A 14,031-nucleotide genomic window follows, 5' to 3' on the forward strand; every position below is an offset into this window, starting at 1 on the left:
GCCACGAACGGGAGCAAGCCAACTGGGGTCAGCGCCCGAAGGCGATCACTGAGCCGAGCTTGCTGAAGGATGCCTGGGTGTGGGTGCCCGGGCGGACCGGGACGGCGTCGGTGATGCCACCGGTGAGAACCAGCCAGCCCGGCTCGATGGCGAGGCCGCGCTCGGCCAGTGCGTTGGCGGCGAGGGCCAGCGCCTCAGCGGGATGTCCCTGGACGGCCGCGCCGGTGGCGGTGTCCACCACCTCGCCGTCCACTCGCAGGACGCAGCCTTCCAGGGCCAGGTCGAGTTCGCTCGGCGGCAGACCCTCGGGGTTGACCAGCAGGCGTGCGGAGGAGGCGTTGTCCGCGACCACATCCGGGAGTTGGAAGCGGAAGTCCCGGTAGCGGGAGTCGATGACCTCGAATCCAGCGTGCACCGAGCGGACCGCGGCGAGCGCGGTGGCTCCTGTGACGCCGGGTCCGGAGAGCCGCTCCCCCATCACGAACACGATCTCCGGTTCGATCCGCGGGTGGATCAGTTCACCCACCGGCACCGGGGCGCCCTGAGGCAGCACCATCGCGTCGGTGATCCAGGCGGTGAGCGGGGAGGAGATGCCCATCCGCTGCTGCTTGGCGCGGGAGGTGAGTCCGAGCTTCACTCCGATGACGTGCTCGCCGGCCTCCTGCTTCAGCTCTATCAGTCGGTCCTGGGTCGCATAGGCCTCGGCGACCGAGAAGTCGGCCCACTCGTCGGTGAAGGGCTCCCGGTCCTGGCGTTCTCGCTCCGCACGGAACAGGTCTCGGGCAACGGTCTCGGTGGTCCACGTGGACATGGGGATTCTCCTGAGGGTGCGTCAACTACGGATTGGGGCCCTGCGTCGCTGCGGGGTCAGTGCGCCGGGCTGGTGACGGGCGGCTCGATGTCGCCTCCGCGGGCCTCGGCGGAGCGGCGGGCCCGGGGCAGGTAGAAGAAGACCACCACCGCGGCCAGCACATAGAAGATCGCGGTACCCGTCATGGCCAGCGCGGGCCCGGAGGATTCGGCGAGGAAGCCGACCACTGCGGGCGCCAGCGCGCTGATGGCACGCCCCGCGTTGTAGATGAAGCCCTGCGCGAAGGCTCGTACTTCGGTAGGGAAGAGCTGGGCGAAGGTGGGTCCGAAGCCGGAGTAGAAGCCGGTGCCGAAGAGCGCCATCACCGCCCCGAACACGAGCATCGCGATCTGGTTGGTGATGAGGAAGAAGATCGGCACGCAGATCGCGGCCAGTACGAAGTAGAGAATGAAGGCGTTGCGCCGGCCGATCCGGTCCGCGACATACCCGAAGGAGACGAAGCCGACACCGGCCCCGACCTGCATGATGACGATCCAGGTGGTGGAGGCGAGGATGTCCATGCCCCGGCCACCGTCGGCGGCTGGTGTGGACAGGTAGTTGGGGATCCAGGTGAACAGGCCCCAGTAGCCGAACATGGCCAGCGTGGTGAAGAGCATGCAGGCGACGACCGGCCGCCGGTGGTCGACGAAGAGGCGCCGCACCGACTGCCCGAAGCTGAGCCGCTCACCGGATTCCAGCCACTCCTTGGGCTCCTCGGTGCCCCGCCGGATCCAGAAGGCCAGCGCCGCGGGCAGGACCCCGACGAAGAAGGCCCAGCGCCAGCCCAGTGCCGGCACCACTGCCAGGGTGACCACCGCGGCCAGTGCGTAGCCGGTGGCGAAGGCGCTCTGCACCCAGGCGATCACCTTGTCCCGGTGCCGGGCCGGCCATGTCTCGGAGAGCAGGGCGGTGCCCGCTCCCCACTCGCCTCCGATGCCGAGGCCGACGATCAGCCGGGCGATCATCAGCGTCGCCACCCCGGTCGTCAGCCCGCACAGCAGGGTGCCGACCGAGTAGCAGAGGATGCTGCCCACCATCGCCTTGGTCCGGCCGAACCGGTCCGCGAGGTAGCCGAAGACCATCCCGCCGAAGGCCGAGGCGACCAGCGTGAACGAGGCGATCAGCCCGGTGACGCCCTGATTCGTGTGGAAGTCCTGAACGATGTACGTGATGACCATCGAGAAGATCATCAGGTCCATGATGTCGAGCATCCAGCCCATATAGGCGGCCCAGAACGAGCGCCACTGCGCCTTGCTCGCGTTTCTGTACCAGCGCCCGCTGTCCGCTATGGCGCCGACTCCATTGCCTGCGGCCACATCCACTCCTTCGAGTCACTGCCTTCGATGGCGAAGCGTCCCGCGTCCACACATCAAGGCTGTATTGGTGAGCGATACCAGTGTTTTTCTCTGCGACACGAAGGTAGCATGATGGCCTCGTCGATAACATCTATCGATACGATCGTCTTGCTGACCAAGACGCATAAGTAGTGGAGGCCCAGATGCCCAAGCGAACCCTCCTGCTGTTCGAGGACACGCTGCCCGCCCAGGCCCGGCCCGTGTACTTGCCCGCCGGAGACCGAGCGATATACGTCCGCACCGGTTCCGTGGACGTGGTGGACGACGCGGGCAGCCGCTTCCTCTGGCAGCGCGCCGCCGAGGTCGCCGGCCAGGAACTCACCCTCGCCGCCGGGGACCAGGACACCGTGCTGTGGCGTTGGGAACTGGCCGCCGAGCCGGACGCGGACGAACAGCGCCACCGCTTCCGCTCGGCGCCGGAGACAACCAGCGAACTCAAGCTGCGGGCCGACTTCGAGCTGGACGACCGGTATACGTGGCTGATGCGCTGCGACACCGTCACCTTCCCCCCGGGCGGGGTGGCACTGACTCATCTCCACCAGGGGCCGGGCATCCGGATCGTTCTGGACGGCGAAATCACCATCGAGACCGAGGGAACCAGCCGGGACTACCTGCCCGGCCAGGCCTGGGCGGAGAAGGGCGTGCTCCCGGTGCTCGCCCCCACCACCGAGCGGGAGTCCACCACTTTCGTCCGCTGCTTCCTGCTGCCCAAGCAGAACAAGGGCGTGAGCTCCATCCGGATCGTCCAGCCGGAGGACCGCGCCAAGCCCAACACCCAGAAGTACCGGGTGCTCGCCGAGCGCACCCTGTCAGGCACGGGCACAGGCACCGGTGCCATGGCCGGGTAGCTACGATCACAGTCAGCGCGGACTGAGAGACAGGCGCGAGCCGAGAGACCTGCGTGGTCGTGAGAGACAGGGAAATCATCGAGTTGAGCGGAGAACAGGCACCCGCCGAGGCGCCCTCGCCCACCACGCTGCCGCTGCTCCTTCTGGAGAAGGTGCTCCAGGGCAACGGCTCCTGGGGAGTCACCGAGCTGGCCACCGCCCTGGGACTGCCCAAGGCCCGGGTGCACCGGCATGTGACCAGCCTTCGGCAGTCCGGCTTCCTCTCCCAGGACCCCGAAACCCGCCGCTACGAGCCCGGCTGGCGGCTGGTACTCCTCGGCCGGCACATCGAGGACCGTGCCCAACTCGTCTCGCTGGCCCGGCCGGTGATGCGACGGCTGCGAGACCAGGTCTCGCAGACCGTCGTGCTCTCCCAACTCACCGACCAGGGCGTCACGGTGACCGAAGTACTGCCCGGTGGCTCCCCGATCGACGTGGTACTCAGCCGCGGCACCCAGTTCGGCTACAACAGCAGCGCGCAGGGCAAGACGGCACTGGCCTACGCCTCGGAGGAGCAGCTGCGGGAGTGGTCCGGGCTGCTGGACGAGCAGCGTACGCCGAGCACAGTCCTGGACCACGACGAGCTGTGGCGGCAGGTGGAGCAGGTGCGTCGGCACGGCTGGGCCGCGGCCCCGGAGGAGACCTATCGCGGCGTCAACTGCGTGGCCGCGCCCCTGTTCCTGCCGACCGGGGTGATCACCGGCACCCTCGCCATCGTCGCCTCCATCCACTACCTGCCCGACCCTCCGCCACCCGAGATGGTCGCCGCGCTCACCGCCGCCGCCAAGGAGGTCTCCCGCGAGTTCGGCTACCGGCAGCAGGCCTGAGCGCGTACCGCAACCGCACCGAAGACAACGAGGAGAGACGATGCCCATCGTCCAGATCACCCTGGTCCGGGGACGCGAGGACGAGAAGATCGAAGAGTGCGTCCGGGAGGTTGCCCGGACCGTGTCCCGCACCCTGGACGCGCCCCTGGAGAGCGTCCGAGTGGCGGTCCAGCAGACCGAACCCAACCACTTCGCCGTCGGCGACCGCCTCAAGAGCGACACCTGACCCGACGGGAACCTCCTGCCGCCCTGCCGGCGGCCCCCTCCCTCCTCTCACACCTGTCACGCTCGCACCACTTCTGATGCGGGCGCGACAGGTGTCAACACCCTTCACCGCGTCGCGGCACAGGAGCGCCCGCAGCCCGGCTATTGTTCTACAACAACAGCCGGGAACGTAACGCCGTCGAGGCGCACCTACAAGGAAGTTGCCGTACATCAGGCACTTTTCACAGGAACCTAAAGCCCTCTCCGTGCAGGGTTGTTGAACACTTTGAGGCCGTCACGGCCAAGAAGTTCTGTCGAACATATTGCTCACGATTTTGTCGCGCGTTACGTTCACGGCGTTCGCCATGACTGCCCCAGGGTCCCCAACCTCTGGCCACCCACCGACCACCCTCCGGGGGTCCCCTCGCCGTGTCCTTCTCCCCCACACGCCGCGCAGCGGCAGCGTTCCGCGCCCCCCTCGCGGTCCTGGCCGCGGTACTGGTCCTCACTACGAGCGCCGGCGCCGGCGCGGCTCAGCCGAGCGAGAGCGCCGGGGCCGTACGCGCTCTCGCCCCGCAGGTCGTCCACACCGGCAGCGGTCCCACGGGCTACACCGTCACGTTCCGGTTCAGAGCCGCCGACGCCAACCGCGTCCAGATCAAGGGCGAGTGGTACTTCGCCAACCCGTACAAGCTCTCCGCCCTGGCCGGTGACAAGGACACCACCATCGCCACACCAGGGCTGCCGCCCGCACAGTGGGAACCGGGTGACATCCCCATCGGCTCCCCCAACTGGCCAGCGGCCAACTGGCCAGTGGCCACCATGACCAAGGACTCCCGCACCGGTGTGTGGTCGTACACGGTCCCGCTGCCGTCCGGCACCTTCAACTACGGCTTCTACGTGGACTGTTCCAGCTCCACCCAGACCGGCTGCACCCAGGTGTCCGACCCGGCCAACCCGCCGTGGAACACGCACGGCGGCAAGGCCACCGGCTCGGTTCAGGCGCTCAGCCAGGTCTACGTTCCCTCGGATCCCCGGTTCGGGACGGTCGACGACGGCTGGCAGGCTCCCGCCGAGGGAGACCGCGGCAGGCTGGCCGACGTCGCGTATCCGACGGACAGCCCGATCATCCCCTCGGGCACCAACCGCCTGGCCGTCTACACACCACCCGGCTATGACGCGCACCGCTCGAAGCCGTACCCGACGGTCTATCTGTTCAGCGGAGGTGACAACGAGACCGACTGGAGTACCCAGGGCGCGGTGAGCAACATTCTCGACCGCCTCATCACCACCGGGCAGATCCGGCCGATGGTGGTCGTGATGCCCAACTCGCTCGGCGAGACGGACGACGCCACCGGATATCCGGCGTTCGACGCGAACGTCATCGACCATGTCATCCCCTACGTCGAGTCGCGGTACCACGTCTCCACCTCCCCCTCCGAACGGGCCGTCGGCGGACAGGGCTTCGGCGGCTCGGTCGCGATGTCGCTGCTGTTCCGGCACACCGGCCAATTCGGCTACTACGGCGTCCTCAGCCCCGGTGTCATCGCACCCTTCACCGTCCCGGACGCCTCCGACATCAGCGACGCCCGGACGGCGGCGATCAAGAAGGCAGGTGTCTTCGTCGGTGGTGGCTGGCAGGAACCGAGCATCACACCCAGCGGCGTGCACGGGGCCGGCCACTCCTACCACGCCCGCGTGGTGTCCACCCTCGCCGCCAAGGGCGTGGGCGTGACAGCGGACTTCGTCAACGGCGGCCACGAGTGGTTCGTCTGGCGCCGGCTGATCAAGGACTTCCTCACCCGTACCGCGTTCTTCCCGCCGGTGACGGGCTGAGGCGACGCCGACACACCCGTTCCTCCGCACGGCGACAGGGCCCGCCCCGAGCACCCCCTCCGCACATCGATCAGGAGATCCGCATGACATCGTCAGAAGGCCAACCTCCCCTGCCCACAGGCTCGTTGATCCACCGACGTGGCTTCCTCGGCAGGACCGTCGGTGTCGCCGCGGGAGCCGTCCTCCTCGACCTGGTCGCGGCTCCTTCCTCGTCGGCGGCAGAGCCGTCTGCGGACCGGCCCGTACGGACCGAATCCGGCCTCGTCTCCGGCGTGCCCGCCGCGGTGCCCGGCGTGACCGTGTTCAAGGGGATCCCCTACGCCGCCTCCACCGCGGGCAGGAACCGGTGGCGGCCGCCCCGGCCCGCCGCGTCCTGGAAGGGCGTACGCAAGGCCGACACCTTCGGCGACGCACCCCCGCAGGCGTCGACCACCCTCACCATGAGCGAGGACTGCCTCAACCTCAACGTCTGGACCGGAGCGGGGAGTTCGTCGCAGCGCCGTCCGGTCTACGTATGGCTCTACGGCGGCGGCTTCTCCGCGGGCACCGGCTCGGACCCGAGCTTCGACGGCTCCGTCCTCGCGGGCAAGGGGGTCGTCGTCGTGACGGTCAACTACCGTCTGGGCGCGCTCGGTTTCCTCGCCACCCCCGAGCTGAACGCCGAGTCCCGCCAGGGTGTGTCAGGCAACTACGGACTGCTCGACCAAATCGCCGCCCTGAAGTGGGTGCGGCACAACATCGCCGCGTTCGGCGGGGACCCGCGCCGCGTCACCGTGGGCGGCCAGTCGGCCGGGGCAGGCTCCACGGACATGCTGTCGATGTCCCCGCTCGCCACCGGGCTCTTCTCCCGCTCCGTCGCCGAGAGCCAGGTGCGCCACCCGCGCGACCCCGAACTGCGCTACCTCGGGGTGTCCCTGCGTGAGATGGACACCGCGCTGCAGCAGGGACCCGCGTACGGCGAGACGAAGGGCGCGAGCACCCTTGCGGAGCTACGGGCCCTGCCCTGGAAGGACTTCACGGACGGCGCCTCCCTCAAGGACGAATCGGTTGACACCAAGACCGTGGCGAAACCACCCCTGTTCCGCCCCGTCGTCGACGGCTGGGTGCTGCCTGCCGGATACCAGGCCACGTACGACGCCCGCGCGCAGAACGACGTCTGGTACCTGGCCGGCAACAACCTCGACGAGAGCGGCGCCGTGCCCGAGACCGCCTTCGCCTCCTGGCGCGAGAGCGGCTATCCGGACCGCCCCGGCGCACCGCCCGTCCACGTCACCCTGGACGACTATGTGAGCGCCGCGCGCCGGAAGTTCGACGCGATGGCCGACGAGTTCCTCACGCTCTACCCCGCGAGCACCGACGACGAGGCCGCCCTGGCCAGCAACGACGCGGTACGCGACAACTCCCGTGTCTCCACGTACCTTTGGGGCCAGGAGTGGGCCAAGGGTGCCCACAAGCCGGTGTACACCTACTTCTGGACACACCGCCCGCCCGGCGCCGACCACGACATCCGCGGCGCCTACCACGGCTCCGAGATCGTCTACTTCTTCGGCAGCCTCTACCCGGACACGGCCGGCAATCCGCACGCCTGGACCGACCAGGACCGCGAGATCGCCGACACCCTCTCCTCCTACCTGGCGAACTACATCGCCACCGGCGATCCGAACGGCCCCGGGCTGCCCAAGTGGGCCGCCCACAGCCCCTCCTCCCCCACCGTGATGGAGATCGGCGAGCACTACGGCCCGACGCGCGTGGCATCGGAGCGCAAAACCGACTTCTGGAAGCGGTACTTCGCGACCCAGGACGCCTGGTAGCCGCACCCGGAAACCGGCCGCCGTCACACCGTGTGCAGCAGCTCAAGGATGTCCCGCAATGATGTTGGAGATCCGTGCGATCAACAGGTAGCCGCTGGGTGCGCCCGCCGCCTATCCGGTGAGGGCGAGACTGTGCAGACGAGCGGTACCGAGCATGGCGTGGTGGACGCCGTCCGCGATGGTAATGGTCGTGCCGACGGCGTCCTTGGCGCCGGATTCCTCCCATCCTCGGGAGTCGTGACGGTTGCCGGGCAGCTCCCGGCCGACTACGACGACCAGGTGGGTGTCGGCGTCGAAGACGACCTGGTGGGCTCTGGAGTAGCGATAGTTCTTCGACTGCTCGGCAATCGAGCGGTCGCGGGTGGGCACCAGGGTGCCGTCCACGATGAGCACGGTGTCCTTCGCGAATCGCTGGCGCGGATGGAGTGCGAGGAGTGGGCCGAGGTGGTTGATGATCCGGTCTGCTACCCGGCGAACGGAGCTGTCCAGGACGGCTCTGATGCCGTGATCACACCAGCCACACCCAGATCATGTCAGGGGCGTGCGCTCGACTTCGCGCCCGCGCTACGTTCACTGGATGCAGCAGCCCTCGGAAAACGCTCCCGCGCTTCTCGACGGACCGGCCGTGGACGTCTCCGACGCCCATGAGCTCCTCCTTGGCTATCTGAACTGGTACCGCCAGGCCCTGATGCGAAAGCTCGCCGGCTTGTCCGACGGCCAGCTACGTGCGCCTGTCGAACGGCTGGGCTGGTCGCCGATCGGCTTGGTCCAGCATCTTGGCTGGGTCGAACGCCGATGGATGCGCTGGGGGTTCGGCGCCCAGGACGTTGTCGCTTACCCCTACGGCGGAGACGCTGAGGAGTGGAGGGTCGCGCCCGACACGTCCGTCGCCCAGGTCATCGCCGCATACGAAGCAGAGGTGACCATGGCGAACTCCCTCACAGCGGATGCCTTGTTCACCGACAAGGCTCTCCTCGGAGGTCGCTTCAAGACGCCCGAGCAAGCACCTTCCCTCGGACGGATCCTCTTCCACCTGCTCCAGGAGTACGCCCGCCACGTCGGGCACCTCGACATCGCGCGCGAACTCATCGACGGACAGACCGGCGAATGAGTAATCTGTGAACGCTGATGCATTGCGGGACAGCCTTTCGACGAGCCGCACCCCTGCCGAACCGGGAGTTCATGGCCGCAAAGTTGATCCGGTCGTAACCACCCTTCTCGGCAAGGTACTTGGTGGTGCCGTTCACCCTGGTGACGACGCACTTGCGGGGTGCGGCGAGGCGTTCTTGACGGCCGGCCCCGTACGAGCGGTCAGCTCCGGCTGTACGCCCGCGAGGACCGTGTCGCCGATCCGTACGACGACGAGCGGCGTCTCGATCGTGTCGTCCTGCGTGAAGTCGTAGTGGGTTCGGGGGCGCAGGGCCCTACCGCTTGGGCTACCCGGAGGCGGACCCTGCCGGAGAGGTCCAGAAGGTCACGGTCGGCCCGTAGGAACCGTCCTCCTCGTCACTGACGTCGACGGTGACCTCGCGGTCCGAGTAGCGCGTGGACAGAATTCCCTGCCAGCATTCCCCTAGGGCCGACGCCAGTTGAGGCAATTCCTCCCCGAACTGATCGTCATCCGTCAGCGGGGTGTTGTTGAACGTGTCCCACAACTCAACGTGGTTGACGACAGATTCGATACGCTTCCGATCGTCGCCGAGCTTCGAGAACCAGTCGTCGACGGTGTTCTGATGGAAACGGTCCTTGAGGAATACACAGCCGCGGTACTCGACCGTTTCAGGGCAGAACATCCAGGCGGCGGCCAGAACGAACCGCAGGCCGCCCTCGAAGTCGATGTAGTTGTCCGGACCGAGTTCCTCGTTTTTCCAATCGGTGCGCCATTGCTTGAAGAAGGCAGGCAACTCGCGCTCGGACCATGTGGGGTTGATGCTGTTCACGGGATCTCCCAGGGAACGCGGCGCGCACTCTTTTCGACTCGCCCATGAAGACTTGACCGGTCTTCGGATTGGCATTGTGTACGTATTCTACGACGTGCGTGGTATCGAGCAACAACGCTCAGCCGAGAGGCCCTTGATCCGGGGGTGAACTCGGCGAGCGCCGTGAAGACATGGAAGGCGAGACGTCTGCCGGGGGTAGCGGTGTGCAGGTTTGCGCGTAGCTCGGCGACCATGTGCATGAAGTCCCGGAGCCTGCGGCCGTAGCGGTCGAGCGAGGGAACCACGAGCATGTCGCCCGCACCTAGGAATGCGTGGCACCCCTTCCGGAGGGATCTTCGCTTAGACGTGGTACACCGACGGACTTCGAGTGCCCGGCACCAGGGTGCCGGGTCGGATCCGGAGACGTCGGCGCTCCATTGCGTCCGGTCGCGGCAACCTGGACGGTGGGCCACAAGCAAGCGCTGCCGACGCGGAAGGGGTCAGGGTGTGACGTGCACCACGTCATGTCACACCGCCGAGATCCCCGGTGTCTTGAGGGCATGATCGAACACAACACACCCCACAAGGTCGTGGTCATCGGCGGCGGGTACGCGGGAACGGCCGCGGCCAACCACCTCCGGCTGCGCGACGACGTCGACATCACCCTGGTCAATTCCCGCCCGAAGTTCGTCGAACGGATCCGGCTGCACCAGTTCGTGGCCGGCAATGACGACGCCTCGGTCGACTACGGCACGCTGCTCGGCGAGGGCATCGAGTTGGTGGTCGACAACGCCACCCGTATCGACACCGCCTCCCGCACGGTGGAGCTGGCGTCGGGCCCCGCGCTGGATTACGACTACGTCATCTACGCGGTCGGCAGCACCGGCGCGGTCCCCTCCGCTGTGCCGGGCGCGGCCGAATTCGCCCACTCGCTCGCCGGCCTCGAGTCCGCCGAGCGGCTGCGTGTCAGGCTGGCGGAGCTGCCTGCGGATGCCGTGGTCACCGTGGTCGGCGGCGGGTTGACCGGCATCGAGACCGCCGCGGAGCTCGCCGACCAGGGGCGCACGGTCACCCTGGTCTGCGGTCGGACCCTGGCCCCAGCGCTGAGCGCTCCTGGCCGCCGGTCCGTCGCGACGTGGTTGTCCGAGCACGGCGTCACAGTGCTGGAGGGGACCGCGGTCACTGAGGTACGGCGGGACGCGGTCGTCTTCAGTGAGGGAGCGGTACGGCAGAGCGCGCTCACCGTCTGGACGGCCGGTTTCGGTGTGCCGGGCTTGGCGGCGGCCAGCGGGTTGCGCGTCGACGCGCTCGGGCGGCTGCTCACCGACGAAACGCTCCTCAGCGTCGATGACGACCGTATCGTCGCGGCGGGCGACGCCGGTTCACCGTCGGGGCAGCCGCTGCGGATGAGCTGCCAGGCCGCGATACCGCTCGGAGTGCAGGCCGCCGACGCCGTGCTGAGCCGCATCGCGGGAACCGCTCCTGCGGTGATCGACCAAGGTTTCAGGGGGGTGCTCATCAGCCTGGGTCGGCACGCCGGGATAAAGCAGGTCGTTGGCGCGGACGACACTCCCCTGGGCACCCACTTCGACGGGCGGGAGGGCGCCCAGATGAAGGAGGAGCAGTGCCGTCTGACGGTGATGGGCCTCGGCATGGAAGCCCGCAACCCGGGCACCATCGCGTGGTACAAGCCGGGACCGCGGCTCGCGCAGGTGGCGACGGCCCGGTGACCACCGGCGAGCATGTCGAGCGGTTCACCGTACTGCGGCCGCTGCTGTTCACGATCGCCTACGAGATCCTCGGTTCGGCGACCGAATCCGACGACGTGCTGCAGGACAGCTATCTCCGGTGGGCGGACGTGGACCTGGCGACGGTCCGTGACACCAAGTCGTACCTTGCACGGCTGGTGACCCGTCAGGCACTCAATGCTTTGCGGGCCGGTGCACGCCGCCGCGAGGACTACGTCGGTGTGTGGCTGCCGGAGCCGCTGCTGCTCAGCGAGGACGACGCATCGGCGGACGTGTTGCTCACCGAGTCGGTGTCGATGGCGATGCTGGTGGTGCTCGAAACGCTCACTCCCGACGAGCGCGCGGTGTTCGTTCTGCGCGAGGTGTTCGGCTTCGGCTACGACGAGATCGCGGATGCGGTGGGCAAGTCGGTCGTGACGGTGCGCCAGGTGGCGCACCGTGCCCGTGAACACGTGCGAGCGCGGCGCAGGCGCTTGGAGCCCGCGGGTTCGGCCAGGACCGCGCGGATCACCGAGCGGTTCATGGCCGCGGCGACCACGGGCGACATGGAGGGGCTGCTCTCGCTGCTCGCGCCGGACGTCACGTGGACCGCCGACGGCGGCGGCAAGGTGATCGCGGCGCGCCGGCCGGTGGTGGGCGCGGAGAAGGTGGCCGCGCTCGTCCTGGAACTGTTCCGCGCGGGGCGGTTGCCGGACACGCGTATCGAGATGGCCAACTGCAGCAACACGACCGCGCTTGTCGCCCACAGCGGCGACCACTTGGCGGGTGTCTTCCTGGCCGACGTCGTCGACGAGAAGATCACCAACTTCTACGCCATCCGCAACCCGGACAAACTCCTCGCACTGGCGACACCACGTCAGATCAGCCGGTAAAAGCCGAGCCGGTTCCAGGGGCGCGGGAGGTTCAGGTTTGTGGGCTCGCGCCCCACGGCCAGGTGGTGAGCGTGTGGTGCAGCAGCCGGGTGGCCGTCGACTGCCGGCTGTCGGCGACCCGGTGCAGCGTGAGGGTGCGGCGACAGCCGGGGTCATCGACGGCGACGCAGGCGATCGGCGCGCTGACGTTCGCGGTGCGGGCCACCGCCGGGATCAGGGTGAGGCCGATACCGGCGCTGACCAGCATGGCGGTGGCGGCCGGTTCGTCGCCCTCGCAGACGATCCGCGGGCTGAGGCTGTGGCGGTTGAAGAGCAGGTCGAGCAGGCGGCGCTGCCAGTGGCCGGGCCGGGAGATCACAAACGGTTCGTCGCGCAGCTCCGGCACGGCAACGGAGTCGCGGGCGGCGAGCCGGTGCCCGGGCGGCACGGACAACCAGACCTGTTCGTCCATCAGTTGAGCCCGACAGCTGTCCCGACATCACCCAGGTCAAGAACTGGCAGGCTGCGAACTGGGCATCTCCGGTGCGCGGCTGGGGTGTTGAGGGCTGAACGTGTGTGGGTGGAGACGTTGAACGGCACTATGCGGGGTCGGCCGTGGTCGTTGCCGCTCGCCGATCGAGTGCTGGTGGTGGCCGTGTACTACCCGACGTCGGCACGTGGGAGCCGGGGTCAGGCACCCGGCGACACGGTCGCGGTGACCGGTGTGCCCGCCTCCACGGTGCGGCTCACCGTGCACAGGCGGTCGTGTGAGCTCTTGACGGCCCGCGGCAGGATCGCGCGGGATCGGTCCCCCTCCGGTCCGTCGGGGAACGTGACGTGGAAAGTGACCGCGAGGTCAGTCATCCGGTTGCCGCCCTCGACCTTGTCGCCGGATGCCGTGACGGTGAACGCGGTCGCCTCGGCATGCCGGGTCGTGGCGACCTCCACGTCGACCGCGGTGCAACCCCCTAGCGCGGCGAGCAAGAGCTCGACCGGAGTGAAGTCCGCGTCCGAGCCGGTGCCGAAGGTCAGCGTGCCCCCGCGGACGTTGGTCGCCGTGAACCGGCCCGGGCCGGCACGTTCGATGGACACGGAGCGCAGCGCATTGTCAGTCATGGCTCCGACAGTAGTGTCCGGCCGTGAGGACCAGCAGGCGCCACCCCGCACCCCGTCACTCGCACTGGCCGGAACTTGCACAGCGCGTGCGCAATCGCTGGACCCGTCGTACCGCTGGTAGGGAATTGTCGCCCCTAATGCGCCGGTGGCAAGGCATGGGGGCGCACCGTGCGGCGAGCAAGGTGGAGGAACTGCCCCGGTTTCGTGCGCGCGTCCACATGAAGGTCACCTCGGTTCAGGCAACTACCCACGTGCGGTGGGCTGTTGGTTGGCCGATCGGCGCGCTGTGTGGTGTGATCGCCCGCGCCACTCCCCCGTTGAACTCCCCGTGCGAAGGACTTCCCCATGAACTCCGCTCACCAGATTCAGGCCCTCGAGATCTCCGACGCCGACCTGGACGGCATCTCCGGCGGCCTGAGCCCCGAGGGCAGTGTCACCGTCGACGACAAGACAGTCGGCACCGCCGACCTGTTGGCCCTGGCGCAGGGCACCGCGCTCGGTGCCGCCTCCCAGGCACAGGGCGCCCTCGCGCAGCCGCACCAGATCAGCATCAACGGCTCCCTCTGATCGCCGCATCGTGCCCCCTACCCCCTACCCCCTACCGGCCGGGTAGGGGGTAGGGGGTAG

The 14,031-nt window shown here is 68.3% G+C and carries 15 protein-coding genes and 1 pseudogene; 9 read left to right on the plus strand and 7 right to left on the minus strand.

Going from position 1 to position 14,031, the window contains the following annotated elements; all coding sequences use genetic code 11:
• Positions 1-28: 28 nt before the first annotated feature.
• The gene (locus tag ABT004_RS14395) at positions 29-811 is read right to left on the minus strand and encodes a 2-keto-4-pentenoate hydratase (RefSeq protein ID WP_351335773.1); all 783 of its coding nucleotides are present in this window, start codon (positions 809-811) and stop codon (positions 29-31) included.
• Between the two features lie 56 nt (positions 812-867).
• Positions 868-2,166 carry an MFS transporter gene (locus ABT004_RS14400; protein ID WP_351335776.1) on the minus strand — a complete coding sequence of 433 codons (1,299 nt, stop codon included), beginning with the start codon at positions 2,164-2,166 and terminating at the stop codon, positions 868-870.
• Positions 2,167-2,348: 182 nt separating this feature from the next.
• Here ABT004_RS14400 and ABT004_RS14405 point away from each other — a divergent pair, with 182 nt between their 5' ends.
• From ABT004_RS14405 to ABT004_RS14425, 5 genes are all read left to right on the plus strand, one after another.
• Entirely contained in the window at positions 2,349-3,053 is a 705-nt protein-coding gene (locus ABT004_RS14405) for a cupin domain-containing protein (RefSeq protein WP_351335779.1), read from the plus strand.
• A 59-nt stretch (positions 3,054-3,112) separates the two neighbouring features.
• The gene (locus ABT004_RS14410) at positions 3,113-3,919 is read left to right on the plus strand and encodes an IclR family transcriptional regulator (RefSeq protein ID WP_351335782.1); all 807 of its coding nucleotides are present in this window, start codon (positions 3,113-3,115) and stop codon (positions 3,917-3,919) included.
• A 40-nt stretch (positions 3,920-3,959) separates the two neighbouring features.
• A complete protein-coding gene (locus ABT004_RS14415; protein WP_351335785.1) occupies positions 3,960-4,145 on the plus strand; it encodes a tautomerase family protein in 186 nt (61 codons plus the stop codon).
• Between the two features lie 407 nt (positions 4,146-4,552).
• Positions 4,553-5,959 carry an alpha/beta hydrolase-fold protein gene (locus tag ABT004_RS14420; protein ID WP_351335788.1) on the plus strand — a complete coding sequence of 469 codons (1,407 nt, stop codon included), beginning with the start codon at positions 4,553-4,555 and terminating at the stop codon, positions 5,957-5,959.
• 83 nt (positions 5,960-6,042) lie between these two features.
• A complete protein-coding gene (locus tag ABT004_RS14425) occupies positions 6,043-7,770 on the plus strand; it encodes a carboxylesterase/lipase family protein (protein WP_351335791.1) in 1,728 nt (575 codons plus the stop codon).
• A gap of 111 nt (positions 7,771-7,881) precedes the next feature.
• Here the strand turns inward: ABT004_RS14425 and ABT004_RS14430 are convergent.
• Positions 7,882-8,244, minus strand: a pseudogene (locus ABT004_RS14430) (transposase); the annotation flags it as partial.
• A 103-nt stretch (positions 8,245-8,347) separates the two neighbouring features.
• On the opposite strand from ABT004_RS14430, the gene ABT004_RS14435 reads away from it, so the two are divergent.
• A complete protein-coding gene (locus tag ABT004_RS14435; protein ID WP_351335794.1) occupies positions 8,348-8,881 on the plus strand; it encodes a DinB family protein in 534 nt (177 codons plus the stop codon).
• Between the two features lie 325 nt (positions 8,882-9,206).
• Here ABT004_RS14435 and ABT004_RS14440 read toward each other — a convergent pair whose 3' ends face one another.
• On the minus strand, positions 9,207-9,710 hold the full coding sequence (locus tag ABT004_RS14440; protein ID WP_351335797.1) for a hypothetical protein: 504 nt from the start codon (positions 9,708-9,710) through the stop codon (positions 9,207-9,209).
• A complete protein-coding gene (locus ABT004_RS14445; RefSeq protein ID WP_351335800.1) occupies positions 9,707-10,162 on the minus strand; it encodes a recombinase family protein in 456 nt (151 codons plus the stop codon). The genes ABT004_RS14440 and ABT004_RS14445 overlap by 4 nt, the downstream gene beginning before the upstream one ends.
• Before the next feature lie 87 nt (positions 10,163-10,249).
• On the opposite strand from ABT004_RS14445, the gene ABT004_RS14450 reads away from it, so the two are divergent.
• Positions 10,250-11,419 carry an NAD(P)/FAD-dependent oxidoreductase gene (locus ABT004_RS14450; RefSeq protein WP_351335803.1) on the plus strand — a complete coding sequence of 390 codons (1,170 nt, stop codon included), beginning with the start codon at positions 10,250-10,252 and terminating at the stop codon, positions 11,417-11,419.
• Positions 11,416-12,309 (plus strand): RNA polymerase sigma factor SigJ, encoded by an 894-nt coding sequence (gene sigJ / locus ABT004_RS14455; RefSeq protein WP_351335806.1) that lies wholly within the window; start codon positions 11,416-11,418, stop codon positions 12,307-12,309. Before ABT004_RS14450 ends, sigJ begins: the two co-directional genes overlap by 4 nt.
• 31 nt (positions 12,310-12,340) lie before the next feature.
• Here the strand turns inward: sigJ and ABT004_RS14460 are convergent, their stop codons facing one another.
• Together ABT004_RS14460 and ABT004_RS14470 are read right to left on the minus strand one after the other, a co-directional pair.
• Positions 12,341-12,760: a LysR substrate-binding domain-containing protein gene (locus ABT004_RS14460; protein ID WP_351335809.1), complete on the minus strand. Its 420-nt coding sequence runs from the start codon at positions 12,758-12,760 to the stop codon at positions 12,341-12,343.
• Between the two features lie 218 nt (positions 12,761-12,978).
• Complete coding sequence (locus tag ABT004_RS14470; RefSeq protein ID WP_351335812.1) at positions 12,979-13,404, minus strand: OsmC family protein; 426 nt, start codon at positions 13,402-13,404, stop codon at positions 12,979-12,981.
• Positions 13,405-13,749: 345 nt separating this feature from the next.
• Here ABT004_RS14470 and ABT004_RS14475 point away from each other — a divergent pair, with 345 nt between their 5' ends.
• Positions 13,750-13,971 carry a hypothetical protein gene (locus tag ABT004_RS14475; RefSeq protein WP_351335815.1) on the plus strand — a complete coding sequence of 74 codons (222 nt, stop codon included), beginning with the start codon at positions 13,750-13,752 and terminating at the stop codon, positions 13,969-13,971.
• Positions 13,972-14,031 lie beyond the last annotated feature (60 nt).

This window comes from Streptomyces sp. NPDC002790 (assembly GCF_040295505.1).
Lineage (GTDB): Bacteria > Actinomycetota > Actinomycetes > Streptomycetales > Streptomycetaceae > Streptomyces.

Coding starts and splice junctions, on each gene's coding strand:
- ABT004_RS14395 (WP_351335773.1), bottom strand. CDS start 811: ATGTCCACGTGGACCACCGAGACCGTTGCCCGAGACCTGTTCCGTGCG.
- ABT004_RS14405 (WP_351335779.1), top strand. CDS start 2,349: ATGCCCAAGCGAACCCTCCTGCTGTTCGAGGACACGCTGCCCGCCCAG.
- ABT004_RS14415 (WP_351335785.1), top strand. CDS start 3,960: ATGCCCATCGTCCAGATCACCCTGGTCCGGGGACGCGAGGACGAGAAG.
- ABT004_RS14425 (WP_351335791.1), top strand. CDS start 6,043: ATGACATCGTCAGAAGGCCAACCTCCCCTGCCCACAGGCTCGTTGATC.
- ABT004_RS14435 (WP_351335794.1), top strand. CDS start 8,348: ATGCAGCAGCCCTCGGAAAACGCTCCCGCGCTTCTCGACGGACCGGCC.
- ABT004_RS14450 (WP_351335803.1), top strand. CDS start 10,250: ATGATCGAACACAACACACCCCACAAGGTCGTGGTCATCGGCGGCGGG.
- ABT004_RS14460 (WP_351335809.1), bottom strand. CDS start 12,760: ATGGACGAACAGGTCTGGTTGTCCGTGCCGCCCGGGCACCGGCTCGCC.
- ABT004_RS14470 (WP_351335812.1), bottom strand. CDS start 13,404: ATGACTGACAATGCGCTGCGCTCCGTGTCCATCGAACGTGCCGGCCCG.
- ABT004_RS14475 (WP_351335815.1), top strand. CDS start 13,750: ATGAACTCCGCTCACCAGATTCAGGCCCTCGAGATCTCCGACGCCGAC.